The sequence below is a fragment of the Thauera mechernichensis genome, from assembly GCF_029588855.1.
Classification (GTDB): Bacteria; Pseudomonadota; Gammaproteobacteria; order Burkholderiales; family Rhodocyclaceae; genus Thauera; species Thauera mechernichensis.
Map to the genome: position 1 here is coordinate 29,893 of NZ_JARQZE010000020.1, position 22,041 is coordinate 51,933.

Consider the following 22,041-nt stretch of genomic DNA (forward strand, 5'->3'; position numbering starts at 1 on the left):
ATACAAAGCAAAACAGCGCATCACACTGCAAAGTGTAATGCGCTGTTTTTACTAGGAATTCTTGGTGGACCGAAGGAGGATCGAACTCCCGACCTCTGCATTGCGAACGCAGCGCTCTCCCAGCTGAGCTATCGGCCCTAGAAGAGCCGGCATTATAGAGAGCGGACGATCGAAATGGAAGCCCCATCCCTGCTTCCCATGGGGGCTCCACGACCTTTCCGCCGCGACCGGCGGAGCGGGCTCGCGCCTACGTCTCGGCGCCGCCAGAGCCAACTGCCGCGCGGCCAAGGCGGTCGGCGACAGCGCGCCACCCGGGACCGCCGGGCAGCGCCTCGATCAGGATGAAATCGGCGCCGACGGCGTCGAGCGCGCGCAGGCTGGCGTACAGGCCCTGGGCGTAGGCGGCAGGTTCGACCGGCAGGCTGCGCCAGGTCAGGCGGGCATCGCGCGGGTCGGGCGTGGAGTGGGCGAGCACGGCGACGCGACTGCCCTCGCCGGCGAGTGCGGCGGCTTCGTCGGCGAGCAGCGCGGGTTCGACCAGGCGCAGCGGGGTGCGCGGAGCGTAGTGGGCGGCGAGCGCGCCAGAGACTCGCGGGGCGGGCTTGGCGGCATCGGCTGAGGCAGGCGCAACCACGTCATTGCCCACGACAGCTGCAGCACCTGCACGTTCATGCCCGGCAGCCGTCTCATCGGCCTTCGGTAGGGCCTCACCCCGCACCCGCGGCCGGCGGCCGATGACGCGCGCGATCTCCTCGGGGCCGATCGCCCCTGGGCGCAAGATCTCCGGCACATCGCGCGAGAAGTCCAGAATGGTGGATTCGATGCCGACCTCGCAGGCGCCACCGTCTAGGATCATGGCCACACGTTCGCCCAGCTCTTCGCGCACATGTGCCGCGGTGGTCGGGCTGATGCGGCCGAAACGGTTGGCGCTGGGCGCAGCCAGACCGCCGTCGAAAGCACGCAGCAGCGCAAGCGCCACAGGGTGCGAGGGTACGCGCAGGCCGACCGTGTCCTGGCCACCGGTGACCTCATCGGGCACGTCCGGCGAACGCTTGAGGATCAAGGTCAGCGGGCCGGGCCAGAACGCACGCGCGAGCGCGAGCGCATCCTTGGGGATCGCAGCAGCCCATTGCGGCAGATGATCGGCCGAGGGCAGATGCACGATCAGCGGATGATCGGCGGGGCGTCCCTTGGCGGCGAAGATCCTGCCGACGGCCTGCACGTCGAGCGCATCGGCCGCCAGGCCATAGACGGTTTCCGTCGGCATGCCGACGATGTCACCTGCGCGCAGCAGCGCGACAGCCTCGGCAATCGACGCCGCCGTGGCGGACTCGATACGGCCGCGCGGCCCAGCCCCGGACGTGGTCATCGGCCCGTGCTCACTCGTCGCGGATGCCGATCGCGGCACGTGCGGCGAGGGCGTGCCCGAGTACGGCCTCGGCATTGGCCCCCGTCACCACGAAGTGGCCCATCTTGCGCCCCGGGCGGGCGTGATGCTTGCCGTACAGGTGCAGGCGCAGGCCGGGCACGGCATGCAGCACCGACCAGTCGGGCTCGCGGTAGGTGCCGTGGCCCTTGCCGTCCTCGTACCACAGCTCGCCAAGCAGATTGACCATGACCGCCGCGGAATGCTGGCGCGGCGTGGCCAGCGGCAAGCCGCACAGCGCCCTCACCTGTTGTTCGTACTGGCTGACATCACAGGCGTCGATGGTGTGGTGGCCGCTGTTGTGCGGGCGCGGCGCCATCTCGTTGACGAACAGCTCGCCACGACATACGAAGAACTCCACCCCGAGCGTGCCGACGTAACCGAGCTTGTCGGCGATGCGCTCGGCGATTGCCTGGGCGTTGTCCCTCAGACAGGCCGACGCCTGCGCCGGCGCGATGGTGACGTCGAGGATGCCGTTGCGGTGGCGGTTCTCGCCGGTCGGGAAGCAGCGCACGTTACCCGCCTCGTCACGCGCCAGCACCACCGACACCTCAAAGTCCAGCGTCAGCATCTTCTCCAGCACGCAGGGTTCGCCCTTGAAGTGCTGGAAGGCGGCCACTGCCTCGTCGCGGTCGGCAACGCGGGCCTGGCCCTTGCCGTCGTAGCCGAAGCGCGCCACCTTGAGCACGGCGGGGAACAGGCCGGCGTTGGCATTGCGGATGTCGTCCTCGCTGCGGATTGCGGCAAAGGGGCCGTGCGGCAAGCCGTTGTCGGCCAGGAAGCTCTTCTCGGCGATGCGGTTCTGGCATACCGCCACCGCGCTCGCCGCCGGGTGCACCGGGATGAACTTGGTCAGGTAGTCCAGGGTGTCGGCGGGGACGTTCTCGAACTCGGTGGTCACCGCAGCGCATTCGTTGCCGAGGGTGTCGAGCGCAACATAGTCGTCGTAGGCGGCGACCAGATGGCGGTCGGCGACGAGGCCGGCCGGGCTGTGAGGGTCGGGGTCGAGCACCCAGACCTTGTAGCCCAGCTCGTGCGCGGCCGAAACGAAAAAGCGGCCGAGCTGGCCGCCGCCGAGCATGCCAAGGGTGGCAGGCGGGAGGATCATGATGCGGCTCTCAATCCAGGGTCATGTCGAGCACCGCCTGGGTCTGGCGGGCACGGAAGTCGGCAAGTTTCTGCGCCAGCACGGCGTCCTCGACCGCGAGCAGCGCCACCGCGAACAGACCGGCATTGGCTGCGCCCGCCTCGCCGATAGCGAAGGTGGCGACCGGGATGCCCTTGGGCATCTGCACGATGGAGAGCAGCGAATCCTGCCCCGACAGCGCCTTCGACTGCACCGGCACACCGAGCACCGGCAGCGTGGTCTTGGCCGCAACCATGCCCGGCAGGTGGGCCGCGCCGCCCGCGCCGGCGATGATGGCCTTGAGCCCGCGGCCGCGCGCGGCCTCGGCGTACTCGAACATCAGGTCGGGCGTGCGGTGGGCGGAGACGACCTTGGCCTCGTAGGCCACGCCGAAGTCTTCCAGCATCTTTGCAGCCGCCTTCATCGTGGGCCAGTCGGAGTTGGAGCCCATGATGATGCCGACGACGGGTTTGGTTTCGCTCATCTCACTGTCCTTATTTGCCAGCGGCGCGCTCAGCGGAAATCACGGTGTTCTCGAGCAGCATGGTGATCGTCATCGGGCCCACGCCGCCCGGCACCGGGGTGATGGCACCGGCCACGGTCTTGGCCGAGTCGAAATCCACGTCGCCGCACAGCTTGCCGGCGTCGGGGCCGTCCTGCAGGCGATTGATGCCGACGTCGATGACGGTGGCGCCAGGCTTGACCATGTCGCCAGTGACGAAGCGCGGCTTGCCGATGGCCGCGACCAGGATGTCGGCGCGGCGGGTGTGGAAGGCCAGATCCTTCGTCCTCGAGTGGCAGACGGTGACAGTGGCACCAGCGTTGGTCAGCAGCATCGCCATCGGCTTGCCGACGATGTTCGAACGTCCGATCACCACGGCCTCTGCGCCCTGCACTGTCGTGCCGGTGCTCTCGAGCATCTTCATGACGCCATGCGGCGTGCAGGGAATGAAGGCTTCGCGGTTCTGCGACAGGCGGCCAACGTTCTCCGCATGGAAGCCATCGACATCCTTCTTGATATCGATCGCTTCGAGCACGGCCGTCTCATCCAGATGCCTGGGCAGCGGCAGCTGCACGAGAATGCCGTGCACCGACGGGTCGGCGTTGAGTTCGGCGAGCCTGGCCATCACCTCGTCCTGGGTGGCCGTTTCGGGGTAATCGAAGCGCAGCGAGCGGATGCCGGCCTTCTCGCAACCCGCAACCTTGTTACGCACATAGACTGCGGAGGCCGGATCCCCTCCTACCAGAATGACCGCCAGGCAAGGTTGTACACCACGCGCCGTCAATGCTGCAGCGCGTTCAGCGATTTCGCCACGAACCTGCGCCGAGAGCGCGTTGCCGTCGATGATGCGAGCGGTCATCGGTAGAGCCCCTAAAAAACCGGGGATTTTACAGCATCACGCGCCGCCCGCGCTCGCTTGCCCAGCGTCTTCGGACTGGCGAGTGCGCTGGCTTCTCAGCGTATCAGGCCCAGCGCGGGGCATTTGAGGCCGATTGCGGTGATCACGCCCTTGTCCGTCATCTCGCGCACGGTCAGCGTGAAGGCGCCGATCTGCACCCGGTCGCCGACCACGGCGGCGCGGCCAAGGCGGTGCTCGAGCAAAGTGCCCACCGGTTTCACGCGCTCGTCGGCGCCGATGTCGAGCCCATAGGCATCGGCCAGATCGCTCGCCAGGCAGGACGGATCGACGACGAACTCGCCGAAGAAGCTGGCATTGGCCGACAGTTCGCCGCCCGTGCCCCCGAACACCCTGGCGATGCGCTCGGCCAGTTCGTCGGGTGCGACGAACCACACGGAATCACCCGGGATCATGCGCGTATCCAGGGTGAGCCGGTGCAGATGCCCGCTGCGCACAAGTGCAACGCAGCGCACACCGATGCCCTCGAAGTCGTCGGCGACCTCGTCCGGATGCCTGCCCTCGGCACGCGAGCCTGCAGCGACGCGGTACTCCAGCAGGTCGACCGCAGCCTCCTCATCGACCCACACCTCGCGCTTGTCGCGCGGCTCATCGCGCGGCGGCACTTCCACCTTGAGCCAGCGCGCCGCCATCGGCACCGTCGCCCCCTGCACCAGCAATGACAGCAACACGACCGCAAAGGCGACATCGAACAGCAGGCGCGAATCCGGCACCCCCATCACCACAGGGAAGATCGCCAGCACGACCGGCACCGCACCGCGCAGGCCAACCCAGCTTACATACGCAAGCTCGTTGCGCTTGTAACGGAACGGCCACAAACCAATGGCAACCGCCAGCGGGCGCGCCACCAGCATCAGGAAGACGGCCATTGCCACCGACTCCCATGCGTGATCGAGCAGTTCGGACGGCACCACCAGCATTCCCAGCACCACGAACATGCCCGCCTGCGCGAGCCAGGCCAGGCCGTCCATGACACGCAGCACGTGCTCGGTAGCGTGGCTGCGCCGATTGCCGACCACGACCCCAGCGAGATAGACAGCCAGGAAGCCGCTGCCGTTGAGCAGGTTGGTCGCCGCAAAGACGAGCATGCCGCCGGACAGGATCAGCAGCGCATACAGCCCCTCGGGGAGACTGAGTCGAGCCATCAAGCGCGACAGCACCCAGCCCCCGGCCAGACCCAGTACCGCGCCGAGCCCAAGCTGGGTCGTCAGCAACCAGGCGAAACCACCGACGCTGGCCGACTCCGGCTGCAGCAACATGCCGACCAGGGCGGTCACGAGCAGGATCGCCATCGGATCGTTGGCGCCGGACTCGATCTCGAGCGTTGCCTGCACGCGTTCGTTGAGGCGTACGCCGCTATTGCGCAGCAACGCGAACACCGCAGCCGCATCGGTCGAACCCACGATGGCCGCAAGCAGCAAGCCCAGGCGCCAATCCACATCGAGCAGCCAGGTCGCGAAGACGCCAAGCAGTGCCGCCGTGCCAACCACCCCCCAGGTCGCCAGCACCGCCGCCGGCTTGAGCGCGACCCGGAAACTGCTGACCCGCGTGCGCAGGCCGCCATCGAGCAGGATGACGGCAAGCGCCGCCTGTCCGATCATCGACGCAAAGAAGAAGTCCTCGAAGACGATCCCGCCCGGCCCATCCTCGCCGGCCAGCATCCCCACCCCCAGGAACAGCAGCAGCAGGGGCAGGCCGAGGCGAGCCGACACGGTGCTGGCCAGAACGCTGATGAACAGCAGCAGGCCGGTGAGCAGGAAGAGTGCGTTGATGCCGGTCATTCGGACAGCCAGTGGTTAAGTTATGTATGGGGGTCGGCCAAGAGGCTACGGCCAGCGAGCCGCAGACATCACTCGCATGTCATTATGCGCACCATCTCGGGGGCTGCTTTGAGCAGCCTCTCAACGCAGAGTTCAGCGCGGAGCTAAAGAATCTACCGAGACAACGTGCTGGACAAGCTCGGCGAGCGAGTTGACCCCCATCTTTTCCATCACGCGCGCGCGATGGACCTCGACCGTCTTGATGCTGATCCCGAGCACGTCGGCGATCTGCTTGTTGAGCTTGCCGACGATGATCAGCTCGAGCACCTCGCGCTCGCGCTGAGTCAGGTGCTGCAGCCGACGCGAGGTATCGGCCTCGAGACGGCGCTTGCCGCGGCTGTCGCGCTCGAGCTGCAGGCACTGCTCGACCAGACGCAGCATGTCGCGCTCGCCGAAGGGCTTCTCGATGAAATCGACTGCCCCCTTCTTGAGCGCCGACACCGCCATCGGCACGTCGCCATGGCCGGTAATGAACACCACCGGCAAGCCACAGCGGCGACGCCCCAGTTCCTCGAACAGTTCCAGGCCGCTCATGCCTGGCATGCGCACGTCCAGCACGATGCAGCCGGTCATGTCGGGGTCGCATGCCGCAAGGAAGGACTCGGCCGACTCGTAGGCGACCACGTGGTAGCCATTGGCCTCGAGCATCCAGACGAGCGAATCGCGCAAGGCCTCGTCGTCATCGACGATGTGGACAATCTGGTCAGGCGCTGCGGGCAACTCGCTCACTCGCGATCTCCGTGGGCAGGATAAAGGAGAATATGGTACCGCCTTCGGGGTTGTCGTCGACAATCAAGCGGCCATCGTGGAACTCGACGATCGACCGGCAGATGTTCAGCCCCATGCCCATGCCCTCGGCCTTGGTCGTGTAGAAGGGGGTAAACAAGCGGCTGCGCCCCTCCTCGCTGATGCCGTGGCCCTGGTCGATGACGGCCACTTCGACCTGCCCCGGCCCGCAACCACGCACGCGCACCGTCAGCACGCGGCGTTCGGGAAGCGCGTCAGCCATCGCATCGATGCCGTTGCGGACAAGATTGAGCAGCACCTGCTCGATCATGATCCGGTCGGCGTACACCGCGGGCAGGCCGGGTTCGACAGCCGTCACGATGCGGATACCGGTGCGGCGGGCATCGATATCGGCAAAGCCGATGGCGTCTTCGAGGATATCGACGATGCTCACGGCCGCGCGCCGCGGCTCGCTCTTCTTAACGAACTCGCGCACGCGGCGGATGATCTTGCCCGCACGCTCGGCCTGGAAGCTGGCCTTCTGCATTGCCGCCAGGATGTCCTCCTGCTTCGCATTGCCCGCTTGCAGGCGGGTCACCGAACCGGCGCAGTAGTTGGCGATCGCCGAGAGCGGCTGGTTGAGCTCGTGCGCCAGCGTCGACGCCATTTCCCCCATGGTGATCAGGCGCGAGGTGCGCTGCAGGCGCTCTTCCTGCTGACGGGCCACCTCCGCCGTCTGCTTGCGGTCGGTGATGTCGGTGGCAATGCCCATGCGCACCACCCGCCCATCGACCCAGCGCGTGGCCTGCTCGCGCACGTGGTACCAGCGCCCCGACAGCGGGTGCTGCAGTTCGCCGTCGAAGAGTTCGCGCGGCAAGTCGGCCGGCGCCAGGTTGCGCGGATCGACACGGTAGTCACCGCGCTCGGGCTGTGGCACCGCCACTCCGCGCACCGTGCGGCCAACGGCGTCGAAACCGTGGATGCGCTTGAAGGCAAGGTTGGCGAACAGGATCTCGTCGGTGCGGGCATCGGCAACGAACACCGCCGCATCCAGGCCATCGAGCACCGCCTCGAAGCGCTCATGCGCGGCCTCGAGCGCGGCGCGTACGCGCTTGGGCTCGGTAATGTCGGTGATCGATGCCATCCAGCCGGTCTGCCGGCCCGTCAGGTCGATCAGCGGCGACAGGTAGAAGCGGGCATCGAAGCGCTCGCCATTCTTGCGCTGGATGCGCATCTCGAAACCGCTGCGCGGCGCCTGCCCGGACAGCGTCATCGCCAGGTTGCGCTCGCAGATCGCCAGCTGCTCGGGCGGCCAGTACGGGAACGGCGCCACCGTGCCGACCAGCTCGCTCTCCGCGAAGCCGACCATGCGGCAGAACGCCGAGTTCACGTAGATGATGCGCCCGCTCAGATCGATGGCGCGCAAGCCCGTGACGACCGAGTCCTCCATCGCCTTGCGGAACGCGGACTCGGCCCGCAGCGCATCCTCGGCCGCCTTGCGGCCGGTCACGTCGTGGGCCACCGCATACACCAGGCCCTCGCCACGTACCGGGTTCACGCTCCACGCCAGCCACTTGTAGCTGCCGTCCGCACAACGGCAACGGTTCTCGAAGCTCACCGGCTCGCCGCCTGCAAGCCGGCGCATGTTGTCGAGTGTGGACGCCACGTCCTCGGCATGCACGAAATCGATCATCAGGGCGCCGGGCAGCGTCGCCGGATCATGCCCGAGCACGCGCTCGAAAGCCGGATTGCAGCGGCGAAAGCGCCCCTCGAGATCGACGATGCACAACAGATCGAGCGACAGGTTGAACAAGCGGTCGCGCTCGCGCTCCACCTGGACGCGGCGCTGCATATGGCCGCGCAGCATCCAGAGACCCCAGAGCACAAGCAGCGACAGGCCAACGATGATGACCGCGGGCAAGGCGTGCATCACGTCGCCACCCGGCCTGAAGGCCATGGCCTGCAAGCGCATGCCGTTGCGTGGCGGCTCGAGGACGAGCTCGAGCGCAAGATGATGCTCGCGATCCGGCAACGCAGAACTGAGTGCCAGCGCAACACCATCGGTATCGAGTACGGCGAGCCGGTACTTCTCGGTGAACCAGTCCGGCACCAGCCGGCTGATCATACGCTCGACCGAGTAGGCCGCAACCAGAGCGCCGAAGAACTCGCCCTGGCGATGCACGGGCACGAAGACCTCGAGCACGGCGTCCCCGCGCGCATTCCGATACGCCGCCCCGTAGGTCAGCCGCGACGACAGCGCACTGTGCTGAAAGCCCTGCACCTGCGGCCCGAGCAGCGTGTCGCCGGCAAGCCAGTCGAGTGCATCGAACGGCGCCGTCCACCTCACCGCCTGGTCACGGCCCACCCAGGCGATGTTGGTGAGCGCAGGATTGACCGCCAGATGTTCGTTCGCGCGCTGCTGGAAGCCGTCGTGCTCAAGCGTGCCGGCTGCCATGTCTCGTGCCAGCTGCCCCAGGAACTCCTCCGTCCCGAGCACCACCCGACGGATGGCCTGCTCCGTCCATTGCAGGTCGCGTGCCAACGCACCGCGTTCGACATCGGACTCGCGCTGCTGCAGCAACCACACGAGCGCGAGCATCGACACCGCGAACAGCGTCACGACAACATAGGGGACAGCCCAGTACCAGCGTGGCGGCGCGGGGTCGGACGGCGGAGCATGCATGGGACTGGACGGGTGCAACGCACGTGGGATGAATCCTGCATTCTTGTCGATTGGCGCCCCAGCGGTCATCCGGTCTAACCCTTACCCACGCTGCGCGCACCACTGCAACCGCCAAGGCGGATCGCGACTGCGCCGCCACCGTCCGGGTTTTCGCCAATTTGTCCGCCGAGGCGCACTGCCTACAGTGAGTTCATGAGTTTGCCGATCGCGCAAAGGCGGCGCGCCCTTCTCGCCCGTGCACTAGTCCTGCTTTCGCTCGGTCGGGCGGGCGTCGGCGCTTGCCTGGCCGCCGCGCCCGCGACGCCCCTGCGCAGCACCCCGGGAGGTGAGCGCGAACCCATCCGCATCGGCGTCTCAGGCCCCTTTACCGGCCCCTCCGCACCAATGGGCCTGTCGATGCGCACCGGCATCCGTATCGCCGCAGCCGAGCTCAACGCCTCGGGGGGCATCCTGGGGCGCCGCATCCAGCTCCTGGAGGGCGACGACGAAGCAAGCAATGCGCTCGGCGCACGCATCGTGCGCGAGTTCATCAACCGCGACCGCATCGTCGCCGGGCTTGGCATCGTCAACACCGGCGTCGCGCTTGCCTGTCAGCGCCACTACCAGCTTGCACGCGTGCCGGTCATCACCTCGGTGGCAACCGGCTCGCTGATCACCCGCCAGTTCCTGCCCCCGGAACACCCGGACAACTACGTTTTCCGTGTCTCGGCCAACGACACGCTACAGGCTCAGGTCATCGTCGAGGAGGCCGTGCTGCGCCGCGGCCTGACCCGCCTCGCCATCCTGCATGACGCCACCAACTACGGCGTGCTCGGCAGCCAGGACCTGGTGGCCGCGCTGGCGCAACGCGGGATCGCAGCGGTGGCGCTGGAACGCTTCCAGTTGCGGCAGACGGACATGAAACCCATGCTGGAGCGCGCCCGCGCCGCCGGCGCCCAGGCCCTGCTCACCTACGGCATCGGCCCCGAACTCGCCCATATCGCAAACGGTCGCGCAGACATGCACTGGCCGGTGCCGATCATCGGCAGCTGGACACTGGCGATGTCGAACTTCATCGAGATCGCCGGCCGCAATGCAGAGGGGGCGCGCATGCCGCAGACCTTCATCCAGGGCGCACGCACACCACGCCAGCAAGCATTTCTCGATGCCTGGGTGCAGGCGACAGGCAGCGACCGCATTCCCGTGCCGCCAGCCGCCGCGCAGGGCTACGACTCGATGCTGCTGCTGGCCGCTGCGATCCGGCAGGCCGGCAACCTTGAGGGGCCATCCATCCGCACCGCCCTGGAAGCGCTGCGGGAGGAGATCGACGGCGTGGTCATGACCTACCGCACACCGTTTTCGCGCGACAACCACGAATCGCTGCGCACAGCGCGACAGATCCTGCTCGGCGAGGTGCGCGGCGGGCGGGTGGTGCAGGCAATCGAGCCACCTGCTGCGCCCCGGATTGTGCCCCCTCCAACCGAAGCATGAGGAGCCACCGCCTGATTCACCGAATTTCTGAAATCATATTGCACATTGCGAAATACCGTTTTATAGTTCGAAAAGATGGCCGTGCGGCAATCGGCATGGTCTCGCTCGCAAGCAAAATCGTCCTGCCTTACCAGGCAGTCATCGCCAACCGAACGTCATGAGGAGACAAACCATGACCGGAATCAGCAACGCGCTCCAGCAACCCGACACGGATGCCCAGGAAACGCGGGAATGGCTGGAAGCGCTCGCGGCCGTCGTCGAACACGAAGGCCCGCAGCGTGCCCACTACCTGATCGAGACCCTGATCGCCACCGCGCGCCAGGAAGGGGTGAACATCCCCTACTCGGCCACCACCGAGTACATCAACACCATTCCCGCCGAGCAGCAGCCGCCCTACCCGGGCGATCCGGACATGGAGATCAAGCTGCACTCCTACATCCGCTGGAACGCGATGGCGATGGTCGTGCGCGCGAACAAGAACACCAACGTCGGCGGCCACATCGCCTCGTTCGCCTCGGCCGCCGCACTCTACGACGTCGGCTTCTCGCACTTCTGGCACGCGCCCTCCGAGCAGCACGACGGCGACATGATCTTCTTCCAGGGCCACTCGGTCCCCGGTGTGTACGCACGCGCCTTCATGCTCGGCCGCCTGAGCGAAGAGCAGATGGACAGCTTCCGCCAGGAAGTGGGCGGCAAGGGCATCTCGTCCTATCCGCACCCCTGGCTGATGCCCGACTTCTGGCAGTTCCCCACCGTATCGATGGGCCTGGGCCCGCTGTGCGCGATCTATCAGGCGCGCTTCATGAAGTACATGGCCAGCCGCGGCATGATCGACGCCACGCGCGCCGAGCAGCGCAAGGTGTGGGCCTTCCTCGGTGACGGCGAGACCGACGAGGTCGAGTCGCTGGGCGCGATCGGCATGGCCGGCCGCGAGAAGCTCGACAACCTCGTGTTCGTCATCAACTGCAACCTGCAGCGCCTCGACGGCCCGGTACGTGGCAACGGCAAGATCATCCAGGAGCTCGAATCGGGCTTCCGCGGTGCGGGCTGGAACGTCATCAAGGTGATCTGGGGCACGGCCTGGGATGCGCTCTTTGCGCGCGACAAGAAGGGCATCCTCAAGCAGCGCATGATGGAGTTGTGCGACGGCGAGTATCAGACCTTCAAGGCCAAGGACGGCGCCTACGTGCGCGAGCACTTCTTCAACACCCCCGAGCTGCGCGCCCTGGTCGCCGACTGGACCGACGACCAGGTGTGGAACCTGAACCGTGGCGGCCACGACCTGTTCAAGATCTTCTCCGCCTACAAGGCCGCCTCCGAGCACAAGGGCCAGCCCACGCTGATCCTGGCCAAGACCATCAAGGGCTTCGGCATGGGTCAGGCCGGCGAGGCGATGAACATCTCGCACCAGCAGAAGAAGATGGACGTCGACGCCATCCGCCGCTTCCGCGACCGCTTCGGCCTGCCGGTGCCGGACGACAAGCTCGAAGAGCTGCCCTACCTGAAGTTCGACGAAGGCTCGCCCGAATACAAGTACATGATGCAGCGCCGCATGGACCTCGGCGGCTTCCTGCCGCAGCGCCGCACCAAGGCCGCGCCGCTGGCCGTGCCCGCGCTGGATGCCTTTGCCGCGCTGCTGAAGGCCTCGGGCGAAGGCCGCGAGCTGTCGACCACGATGGCCATCGTGCGCATCATGAACACGCTGCTCAAGGACAAGCAGATCGGCAAGCACATCGTGCCGATCGTGCCGGACGAAAGCCGCACCTTCGGCATGGAAGGCATGTTCCGCCAGTACGGCATCTGGAACCAGGAAGGCCAGAAGTACGTGCCGGAAGACCATGACCAGCTCATGTTCTACAAGGAAAGCCAGACCGGCCAGGTGCTGCAGGAAGGCATCAACGAAGCCGGCGCCATGGCTGACTGGATCGCTGCCGGCACCGCCTACAGCGTGCATGGCGTGCAGATGGTGCCGTTCTACATCTTCTATTCGATGTTCGGCCTGCAGCGCACCATGGACCTGTGCTGGGCGGCAGCCGACCAGCGCACCCGCGGCTTCATGATCGGCGGTACCGCCGGTCGCACCACGCTGAACGGCGAAGGCCTGCAGCACGAGGACGGCCACAGCCTGTTGATGGCCAACATGATCCCGAACTGCATCAGCTACGACCCGACCTTCCAGTACGAGGTCGCGGTGGTCGTGCAGGACGGCATGCGCCGGATGTTCGCCGAGCAGGAGGACATCTATTACTACATCACGGTGATGAACGAGAACTACGAACATCCCGAGATGCCCGCCGGCGCCGAAAGCGACATCCTCAAGGGCCTGTACCTGTTCCGCAAGGGCGCCGAAGCCAAGGCACCGCGCGTGCAGCTGATGGGTTCGGGCACGATCTTCCGCGAGGTGATCGCCGCCGCCGAGCTGCTCAAGGCCGACTGGGGCGTCGAAGCCGACATCTGGGGTGCGCCCAGCTTCAACGAACTGGCCCGCAACGGCCACGACATCGAGCGCTGGAACCTGCTGCACCCGATGGAAGAGCCGAAGAAGACCCACGTGCAACAGAAGCTGGCCGGCTTCGAAGGCCCGGTCATCGCCGCCACCGACTACATCCGCATGTTCCCCGAGCAGATCCGCTCGCAGCTCGACCGCAGCTACGTCACGCTGGGCACGGACGGCTTCGGCCGCTCCGACACCCGCGAGCAGTTGCGCCACTTCTTCGAGGTGGATCGCCACTGGGTCACGCTGGCTGCGCTGAAGGCGCTGGCCGATGACGGCGTGATCGGCCGCGACAAGGTCGCCGCGGCGATGGTCAAGTACAACCTCGACCCGTCCAAGCCGAACCCGATGTCGGTCTGAGCGCGCAAGGAGACAAGAACATGAGCCAACTCATTGAAGTGAAGGTTCCGGATATCGGCGACTTCGACGCCGTGCCGGTGATCGAACTGTTCGTGAAGGTCGGTGACACCATCGCCATCGACGACGCGATCGCCACACTGGAGTCCGACAAGGCCACGATGGATGTGCCGTCGTCCGCCGCAGGCGTGGTCAAGGAAATCCTCGTCGGCATCGGCGACAAGGTTGCCGAAGGCACCGTGCTGATCAAGCTCGAATCCGCCGCATCCGCCTCTGTAGGAGCGGCGCCCGCCGCGAGCCTTTCGGGAGCCCCCGCAAGCGCCGCCGCGGAGCAAAAGCTCGCGGCTAGCCCCGCTCCCGCAGGGGCCGGCGCCGCGCCGGCGGCTGCCGCGCCCGCCGCGGGCGGCTTGGTCGAGGTGAAGGTGCCGGACATCGGCGATTTCGACGCCGTGCCCGTCATCGAACTGTTCGTGAAGGTCGGCGACACGATCAAGGTGGATGACGCCATCGCGACGCTGGAATCGGACAAGGCCACCATGGACGTGCCGTCTTCCGCCGCCGGCGTGGTCAAGGAAGTGCTGGTCAAGGTCGGCGACAAGGTCGGCGAAGGCAGCGTGCTGCTGAAGGTCGAGGCCGCTGGTGCAGCGGTCGCCGCCATTCCCGTCGCTCCGGCCGCCGCGGCAGCTCAGGTCGCCGCGCCTTCGCCCGCGCCGCTGGTCGACGGCGCCCCCGCCGTCAGCGCTCCCGCCTCGATGCCCGCAGCGGCACCGTCCGCGGTCAAGGTCGGCGGAAAGGTGCATGCCAGCCCCTCGGTGCGCGCATTTGCCCGCGAGCTCGGCGTCGATCTCGGCCAGGTCAAGGCCACCGGGCCGAAGGGCCGCATCCTCAAGGAAGACGTCGCCGCCTTCATCAAGGGCGCGATGACGACCGGCGTGGTGCCGGGCAAGACCCCGGCCGTCGCGGCTGGCACCTCTCTGGGCGGTGCTCAGTTGGGTGGACTCGACCTGCTGCCGTGGCCGAAGGTCGACTTCGCCAAGTTCGGCGAGGTCGAGGTCAAGCCTTTGAGCCGCATCAAGAAGATCTCCGGCCAGAACCTCGCCCGCAACTGGGTGATGATCCCGGCGGTGACCTATCACGAGGATGCCGACATCACCGACCTGGAAGCCTTCCGGGTGCAGATGAACAAGGAGTACGAGAAGTCGGGCAAGAAGCTCACCATGCTCGCCTTCATCATCAAGGCCTCGGTACGCGCGCTGCAGGAGTTCCCCGAGTTCAACACCAGCCTCGATGGCGACAATCTGGTCTACAAGAAGTACTTTAACATCGCCTTCGCGGCAGACACCCCCAACGGCCTGGTCGTGCCGGTGGTGAAGGACGCCGACAAGAAGAGCGTGTTTGACATCGCCGCCGAAACCGGTGCGCTGGCCAAGGCTGCGCGTGACGGCAAGCTCAAGCCCGCCGACATGTCGGGCGCCTGCTTCACGATCAGCTCGCTGGGCGGCATCGGCGGCACCTACTTCGCGCCCATCGTCAATGCGCCCGAAGTCGCCATCCTGGGCGTCAACAAGTCGGTGATGAAGCCGGTTTGGGACGGCAAGGCTTTCGTGCCGCGCCTGACCTTGCCGATGTCGCTGACTGCAGACCACCGTGTCATCGACGGCGCGCTGGCCACCCGCTTCAACGTGTACCTCGCGCAACTGCTGGCGGACTTCCGCCGCGTGATGCTGTAAGGAGATCGCCATGAGCCTAGTTGAAGTGAAGGTTCCGGACATCGGCGATTTCGATTCCGTGCCGGTGATCGAGCTGTTCGTCAAAGTCGGTGACAGCATCAAGGTCGATGACGCCATCTGCACACTCGAATCCGACAAGGCAACGATGGACGTACCGTCCTCGGCTGCCGGCGTGGTCAAGGAAGTGCTGGTCAATGTTGGCGACAAGGTTGCCGAAGGCGCGGTGCTGCTGAAGGTCGAGGCCGCCTCCGCCGTAGGCGCGGCGCCAGCCGCGAGCCCTTCGGGAGGCCCCGCTGGCACGGTTGCAGACCAAAAGCTCGCGGCTGGCGCCGCGCCTACAGGGGCTGCTGCCGTCGCTGCGGCACCGAGCGCTGCCTCGCACGGCGGCGCGGCCGATGTCGAGTACGACATGGTCGTGCTCGGCGCCGGCCCGGGCGGCTACTCGGCGGCATTCCGCGCTGCCGACCTCGGCCTCAAGACCGCGATCATCGAGCGCTACGCCAGCCTCGGCGGCGTGTGCCTGAACGTCGGCTGCATCCCTTCCAAGGCCCTGCTGCACGTCGCCGCGGTGATCGAGGAGGCCGAGCATGTTCACAGCGCCGGCATCAGCTTCGCCAAGCCGTCGGTCGATGTCGACGCGCTGCGCAAGCACAAGGACGGCGTCATCGGCAAGCTCACCGGCGGCCTGGCCGGCATGGCCAAGGCACGCAAGGTGGATGTGATCCGCGGCTACGGCCATTTCCTCGACCCACATCACCTCGAAGTCGAGGAAACCACCGGCACCAGCCAGGACAAGACCGGCGCCAAGAAGGTGGTGAAGTTCAAGCAGTGCATCATCGCTGCCGGTTCGGCCGCGGTGCACCTGCCCTTCATCCCGAAGGACCCGCGCATTGTCGACTCCACCGGCGCGCTGGAACTGCGCCAGGTGCCGGGCAAGATGCTGGTCATCGGCGGCGGCATCATCGGCCTGGAGATGGCCACGGTGTACTCGACGCTCGGTGCGCGCATCGACGTGGTCGAGATGATGGACGGCCTGATGCAGGGTCCGGACCGCGACGCGGTGAAGGTGTGGGAGAAGCAGAACGCCCACCGCTTCGACAACGTCATGCTCAAGACCAGGACCGTCGCCGTCGAGGCGAAGGACGACGGTCTGTGGGTCAAGTTCGAAGGCGAAGGCGCCCCTGCGGAGCCGGTGCGCTACGACATGATCCTGCAGTCGGCGGGCCGTGCGCCCAACGGCAAGAAGATCGGCGCCGACAAGGCGGGCGTGATCGTCGGCGAGCGCGGCTTCATCCCGGTGGATGCGCAGATGCGCACCAACGTGCCGCACATCTTCGCCATCGGCGACATCGTCGGCCAGCCCATGCTCGCCCACAAGGCGGTGCATGAGGCGCACGTCGCGGCCGAAGTGGCCGCTGGCCACAAGGCGGCCTTCGACGCCACCGTGATCCCGGGCGTGGCCTACACCCATCCGGAAGTTGCCTGGGTCGGCTACACCGAGGCGCAGGCCAAGGCCGAAGGCAAGAAGGTCGACACCGCCAAGTTCCCATGGGCGGCGTCCGGCCGGGCCATCGCCAACGGCGCCGACTACGGCTTCACCAAGCTGATCTTCGACGCCGAGACCCACCGCGTGATCGGCGGCACCATCGTCGGGCCGTCGGCCGGCGACATGATCGGCGAGGTCTGCCTGGCCATCGAGATGGGTGCGGATGCGGTCGACATCGGCAAGACCATCCACCCGCACCCGACCCTGGGCGAGACGGTGGGCATGGCGGCCGAAGTGGCCCATGGCAGTTGCACCGACCTGCCGCCGATGCGCAAGAAGTAATCCAGGAGCGCATCTGAAAAGCCCCCGGCTCCCCTTGTTCGAGGGGCGCCGGGGGCTTTGACTTTGCCGCGATCGACCGGACTTAGTCGAGCGCCACCTGCGCCTTGAGCCAGAAGGTACGACCAGGCTCGTTGATCGGCGCACCGCTCGGCGCGATATAGCCCGGAATTGCCGCACCGCTCTTGGACAGATGTTCGCGATAGGTGCGATCGAACACGTTGTCGATACCCGCGGTCATCAGCACATGCTTGCTGTGACGCCAGCCCGCATTGAGCGACAGGGTCGCGAAGCCCGGCGTAGTGCCGGTATCCGCACCATTGGCAACGATGCCACCGTAGCCGATGTGGACGCGATCCTGCTTGGCCACCAGGCGCACCATCGCCCCGTACGAGAAGCGACCGTCATCGTAGTCCAGGCTGACGCGGCCCTCCAGGGGCGGTTGCTGCGCAAGCGCCTTGTTGTCGGTATCGTTCGTGCCCCGCACCCACGCAAGCGTGCCGACCGCCTTCCAGTTGGAGGCGAAGCGCCAGGTGAGGTCACCCTCCAGCCCGTACACCGTAGCATCGACGTTGCGCACGGCCACTGGCGCCGGCATCCATTTGATCAGGATGTGGTCATCGATCTTGCCGTAGAAGCCGGAAACCGACCCTGCCAGATCGCCCGCAGCCCACAGCGCACCGATATCGAGCTGGGTGGTCTTTTCGGGCTGCAGGGTATCGAATGTCCGGGTACCCCCGGCGCCAGATGCACGCATGTACTCCCAGAAGTCGGGGAAGCGGCTCGCATGCCCGAGGCCGGCATACCATGTGCCACGCCCTTCATCGAATGCTGCCTCGTAGCGGACGAAGCCCGAGCCGAGGGTATCTGCCTGGTCTCGCGAAACGCTGTGCTTGCGCACTTCGTGGCGGTCGGCACGCACGCCGCCAATGAGCCGGCTATCGTCATCAAAGCTGTAGCGCAGTTCTCCGAACACGCCGTGGCGCTCGAAGCTGTAGTCCTTCGTGCGCGCTACCGCATTGCGATCAGGGAAGGCCGGCGCAGCGACCGACACCATGCGACCGGTATGGGTGTCATCCTTGAGATCGGCGCCCAGCACCAGTTCGACATTGTCGGACGGTGTCAATGTGAGCGCTGCCCGCGCGCCCCAGGTCTCGCGGTCGGGGTTGCTGACATTGCGCGTCGCCATGGGCCGGCGCAGGCTGTAGTTGTCCATGACGTGGTCGATGTAGCTGTAGAACAGCTGCGCTTCGACACGGCTCACCAGCGGCGAGAGCTTGCGCTTGTCCAGCTTGAGGTTCACATGCTCGCGCGCGAACTTCGAGCCGTCCATGCCACGGTCTGCGTAGGCGGCCTCACCATCACTGCGCCCGAAGGCCAGTTCGAGAAGCGTATCGTCGTCAGGCGTCCATCCAAGCGCGGCATCGGTACTCCAGCGCGTGTAGGACGAATGCACCTCTCGGCCGCTGCCGTCCTTGTAGTTGTTGCTGTCCGAGCGCGTCGCACCGATGCGGGCGAAGAAGTCGGGGTTGCCTGCCTTGGCATCGAAGACTTGGTCGTTGCGCCCCCAGCTGCCCACCGTGAGACTGCCGTTGGCGCGCCAGCCGGCCTCAGCCAGGCGCGGATTGTCGCGCTCGAAAAGCACGATGCCGGCCGAGTTGCCTGATCCGTAGAGCACGGTCTGCGGCCCTTTCAGCACCGTCACACGATCGAAGGACTCCGGGTACACATAGGCTGTCGGCGGATCCATACGGCCGCCACACCCACCATGCACCTCATATCCATCCTGCACGATTCCGAGACGCGACCCCGACATGCCGCGCAGGACGGGGTCGCCATCCGCCCCGCCCTTGCGGATGACGGAGAAGCCCGGGATGGCCTTGAGGTAGTCGGCGCCGTCGTGCGCAGGCAGCGGCTGGCGCGGCGCTTTCGGATCAGTAGTGACGGTCAGCGGGGCCTCGGTCACGGGTGCAGTGACGACAACGCTGCCCAGCATGGCATCCTGGGCGCTCGCGAGCGCCGGGAGTGCAAGGGAGATGGCGACTGCAAGCGGCAGGCGGCGGAGATTCTTGTTCATTTCAGTGCTCTCAACATAACTATGGCATTAAAAGGCGACCCCCCCACACCGCACGAAGTCCGAACATGCTCGGGGAGAGACAGGGCGCTAGCCATCTCAGTCCAGGGCCACCTGCGCCTTGAGCCAGAAGGTTCGGCCGGGCTCGTTGACGCGGTCACCAACTGCATTCGTATAGCCGAGGATCGTCGCATCACCCTTGCTCAGATGCTCGGCATAGGTTCTATCGAACAGGTTATCGACACCGAAGCTGATCTTCGCCTGCTTGTTCAGCGCATAGCTGCCGTTCAGTGACAAGGTCGCGAAGCCAGGTGTCGTCGTCCCACGGTCAACGCCGGCGATATTTCCGTATCGGGCATGAATGCGATCCTGTCTGGCAACCGCGCGAATCACGCCGCCGACGCCCCATGCACCAAGTGTGTAATCCGCACCGATCTTGGCCTCGAGCGGCGGCGTCTGTGCGAGCGGAACATTAATGGTGTCATTGGTGGCACGCACGTATGCGAGGCTGCCACGCAGAGTCAGCGCATCCGTCATTCGGTAGGCGATGTCAGCCTCGGCGCCATAGCGCGTCGCGTCGACGTTACCGCTGGCAAGGCACGAGTTGAGTTGGTGATTGCGCGAATTCGACAGCCCGCTGGCGGCCAGGCAACCAGCGCCGCCAGGCATGGTGCCTGCTCCCATCGGCCCACCCGCGGTACCGACACCGGGTCCGCTGTAGAGGAGGATGTAGTCATCGACCTTGGCATAGAAGGCCGACAGCGAGCCTTGCAAGCGTTCGCTCTTCCACATCAGCCCGGCATCGAGCTGATGCGTGGTCTCGGGCCTCAGGCCGCTGGTGTTAGCCTGAATGCCCTCGTAGAGATTGGCCTCCCAGTAATCCATCGGGCGCTGGTTCATGCCATAGCCGACGTAGACCGTTGCCGGGCTGCTGAGGTCCTGCTCATAGCGCAGGAAGCCGCTCCTGAGCGTCTCGCTGGCCCGACCTTGCGCGGTACCCGGGGCACTGGCGACTGCCCCCATGCCAATGAACGTACGATCGGCTTTCCAGTCATCCAGGCGCAATCCACCGATCAAGCGCTGGTTGTCGCTCAATTCGTGGGTCAGCTCGCCGAATACGCCGGTGAACCGGCTCTTGTAATCGGTCAGACGGTCTCTGGTCTTGTAGGTATCTGCTGCGGCTGCGCTGGCACCCCGCTGATGACGAGTGGTGTGCTCATCGCGTCGCCAGTCTGCTCCGAGGGTGAGCTGGTTACGTGCGCCGAGCGCAAGGTCGACCGATACGCGCGCACCGTCCGTCTCACGGTCGGGATTCATCGCCGCGCATCCGGTCGCCGCGCCCCCAACACACGAGGCGGTGTCACGCATCGAGTAGTTGTCCATCACGTGGTCGATATAGCTGTGGTAAAGCCGCAGGTTTACCGCCTTGACCACTGGCGACAGATCCTGTTTGCGGAAAGTCATGCCATAGCTCTCGCGGTCGAACTTGCTGCCGTCCATGGCGCGATCGGCATAGGCCGCTTTGCCGCGACTGACGATACCGTCCAGATCGATCCGGGTATCGCGATCCAGCTCGTAGCTGCCGACAAGCGTGGCACTCTGGCGTTTGAAGCGCGAGTGGATCTCGGTGCCGTCGCCGTCCTCGTAGTTGCCGGACTCGGCATGTGTGATCGTGGCCTTCAGCGCTGCCTGCTCGCCGGCAACCTCACCGCTCGCAAACACGTCACGGCGACTCCACGAGCCCACGAGAAGACTGCCCTCGCCGCGCACGCCCGGTGAGATCGGCACACGCTCATTCTCGAACAGCACGACACCGGCGGCGTTGCCATTGCCATAGAGCACGGTCTGTGGTCCCTTGATGACACGCACATTGGAGTAGGACTCCGGGAACACGTACGCCGTCGGCGGATCCATTCGGTGGTTGCAGCCACCGTGGAAATCCATCCCGTCGAGCAGGATCGGCAGTCGTGAGCCGGCAAGACCTCGCAGCACCGGGTCGCCGTCCGTGCCCCCTTTGCGGATGATCGAGAAGCCAGGAATGTTCTTCAACAAGCTCGCGCCATCGCTAGCGGGCAGCGGCTGCTGAGGCGCCTTCGGGTCGACTTCAACTGTAAGCGGCTGCGCCATCTGCGGTGCAGTGACGACAACGCTGCCAAGCATGGCATCCTGGGCGCTTGCGAGCGCCGGGAGTGCAAGGGAGATGGCGACTGCAAGCGGCAGGCGGCGGAGATTTTTGTTCATTTCAGTGCTCTCGATATCTGGGGCAGCCGTGCCGGACGCGCCTGGCGCAGGCATGAGTCCGCCCCTCCGGGCGCCCTTGGGCGCCTGGATGATGGCTTCATGTACAGAGGTGAGGTGCTAGGGGCGCGACGGAACGCCGGGCGGGAAAATCAGCCCATTGTCACGGAGGCGCCGAGGCGGGCTCAGTGCTTGCCGTGCTGCATCTTCATCGGCGCATTGAGCGCACGCGCAGGGGCGTTCAGCTCGATGGACTGGCGGCTGCCGTCCTTGTTCTCGACGACGATGGTCAGCGGCACCTGCTCGCCTTCCTTCACCTGCGCCTTCAGGTCCATCAGCATGACGTGGTAGCCGCCGGGCTTGAGTTCCACGACCTGACCGGCCGGCAGCTCGAGCGCGTCGATCCGGTTCATCTTCATGACATCCTTGTCCATCAGCATTTCATGGATTTCGACGACACCGGCCACTGGCGAATCTGCAGCAACGAGGCGCGCGCCGGTGTCGGACTTGAGCTGCATGAAGGCGCCGGTGGCCTTTTGCTGCGGCACGGTGGCACGCACCCAGGGCTCGGCAACGGTAACCTCGGCGAGGGTGTGGAGGGAGCTCAGGGCGAGCAGGGTGGCAAGGGCAATCTTCTTCATGACTGAATTCTCC

At 66.0% G+C, this 22,041-nt stretch carries 14 protein-coding genes and 1 tRNA gene; 4 read left to right on the forward strand and 11 right to left on the reverse strand.

The window, feature by feature from the left end; genetic code table 11:
- Positions 1 to 62: 62 nt before the first annotated feature.
- The 8 genes from P7F68_RS17675 to P7F68_RS17710 all read right to left on the reverse strand — a co-directional run bounded on the left by P7F68_RS17675 (position 63) and on the right by P7F68_RS17710 (position 9,199).
- Positions 63 to 138 (reverse strand) — tRNA-Ala (locus tag P7F68_RS17675).
- Positions 139 to 247: 109 nt separating this feature from the next.
- A complete protein-coding gene (locus tag P7F68_RS17680; RefSeq protein WP_277835126.1) occupies positions 248 to 1,369 on the reverse strand; it encodes an L-threonylcarbamoyladenylate synthase in 1,122 nt (373 codons plus the stop codon).
- Positions 1,370 to 1,379: 10 nt separating this feature from the next.
- Positions 1,380 to 2,534 carry a 5-(carboxyamino)imidazole ribonucleotide synthase gene (locus tag P7F68_RS17685; RefSeq protein WP_277835128.1) on the reverse strand — a complete coding sequence of 385 codons (1,155 nt, stop codon included), beginning with the start codon at positions 2,532 to 2,534 and terminating at the stop codon, positions 1,380 to 1,382.
- A gap of 10 nt (positions 2,535 to 2,544) precedes the next feature.
- A complete protein-coding gene (gene purE / locus P7F68_RS17690) occupies positions 2,545 to 3,036 on the reverse strand; it encodes a 5-(carboxyamino)imidazole ribonucleotide mutase (RefSeq protein WP_002926686.1) in 492 nt (163 codons plus the stop codon).
- Positions 3,037 to 3,046: 10 nt separating this feature from the next.
- Positions 3,047 to 3,913: a bifunctional methylenetetrahydrofolate dehydrogenase/methenyltetrahydrofolate cyclohydrolase FolD gene (gene folD, locus P7F68_RS17695; RefSeq protein ID WP_002936826.1), complete on the reverse strand. Its 867-nt coding sequence runs from the start codon at positions 3,911 to 3,913 to the stop codon at positions 3,047 to 3,049.
- A gap of 95 nt (positions 3,914 to 4,008) precedes the next feature.
- Positions 4,009 to 5,751, reverse strand: a complete 1,743-nt coding sequence (locus P7F68_RS17700) for a potassium/proton antiporter (RefSeq protein WP_002926689.1) — start codon at positions 5,749 to 5,751, stop codon at positions 4,009 to 4,011.
- A gap of 132 nt (positions 5,752 to 5,883) precedes the next feature.
- Positions 5,884 to 6,519, reverse strand: a complete 636-nt coding sequence (locus tag P7F68_RS17705) for a response regulator transcription factor (RefSeq protein WP_002926691.1) — start codon at positions 6,517 to 6,519, stop codon at positions 5,884 to 5,886.
- A complete protein-coding gene (locus P7F68_RS17710; RefSeq protein ID WP_002926692.1) occupies positions 6,494 to 9,199 on the reverse strand; it encodes a PAS domain-containing sensor histidine kinase in 2,706 nt (901 codons plus the stop codon). Before P7F68_RS17710 ends, P7F68_RS17705 begins: the two co-directional genes overlap by 26 nt.
- Before the next feature lie 192 nt (positions 9,200 to 9,391).
- Between P7F68_RS17710 and P7F68_RS17715 the strand changes: the two genes are divergently transcribed.
- The 4 genes from P7F68_RS17715 to lpdA all read left to right on the forward strand — a co-directional run bounded on the left by P7F68_RS17715 (position 9,392) and on the right by lpdA (position 17,078).
- Positions 9,392 to 10,669, forward strand: a complete 1,278-nt coding sequence (locus P7F68_RS17715) for an ABC transporter substrate-binding protein (RefSeq protein WP_277835132.1) — start codon at positions 9,392 to 9,394, stop codon at positions 10,667 to 10,669.
- A 172-nt stretch (positions 10,670 to 10,841) separates the two neighbouring features.
- Positions 10,842 to 13,523 carry a pyruvate dehydrogenase (acetyl-transferring), homodimeric type gene (gene aceE, locus P7F68_RS17720; protein ID WP_002936832.1) on the forward strand — a complete coding sequence of 894 codons (2,682 nt, stop codon included), beginning with the start codon at positions 10,842 to 10,844 and terminating at the stop codon, positions 13,521 to 13,523.
- A 20-nt stretch (positions 13,524 to 13,543) separates the two neighbouring features.
- Complete coding sequence (gene aceF / locus P7F68_RS17725) at positions 13,544 to 15,250, forward strand: dihydrolipoyllysine-residue acetyltransferase (protein WP_277835134.1); 1,707 nt, start codon at positions 13,544 to 13,546, stop codon at positions 15,248 to 15,250.
- A gap of 10 nt (positions 15,251 to 15,260) precedes the next feature.
- Positions 15,261 to 17,078, forward strand: a complete 1,818-nt coding sequence (gene lpdA / locus P7F68_RS17730; RefSeq protein WP_277835136.1) for a dihydrolipoyl dehydrogenase — start codon at positions 15,261 to 15,263, stop codon at positions 17,076 to 17,078.
- An 82-nt stretch (positions 17,079 to 17,160) separates the two neighbouring features.
- Here the strand turns inward: lpdA and P7F68_RS17735 are convergent, their stop codons facing one another.
- The 3 genes from P7F68_RS17735 to P7F68_RS17745 form a co-directional block, all read right to left on the reverse strand.
- Positions 17,161 to 19,152, reverse strand: coding sequence for a TonB-dependent copper receptor (locus tag P7F68_RS17735; protein WP_277835138.1), 1,992 nt, complete (start codon positions 19,150 to 19,152; stop codon positions 17,161 to 17,163).
- A gap of 96 nt (positions 19,153 to 19,248) precedes the next feature.
- Positions 19,249 to 21,444 (reverse strand): TonB-dependent receptor domain-containing protein, encoded by a 2,196-nt coding sequence (locus tag P7F68_RS17740; RefSeq protein ID WP_083491453.1) that lies wholly within the window; start codon positions 21,442 to 21,444, stop codon positions 19,249 to 19,251.
- A gap of 128 nt (positions 21,445 to 21,572) precedes the next feature.
- A complete protein-coding gene (locus tag P7F68_RS17745; RefSeq protein WP_002940919.1) occupies positions 21,573 to 22,028 on the reverse strand; it encodes a copper chaperone PCu(A)C in 456 nt (151 codons plus the stop codon).
- Between the last annotated feature and the right edge of the window lie 13 nt (positions 22,029 to 22,041).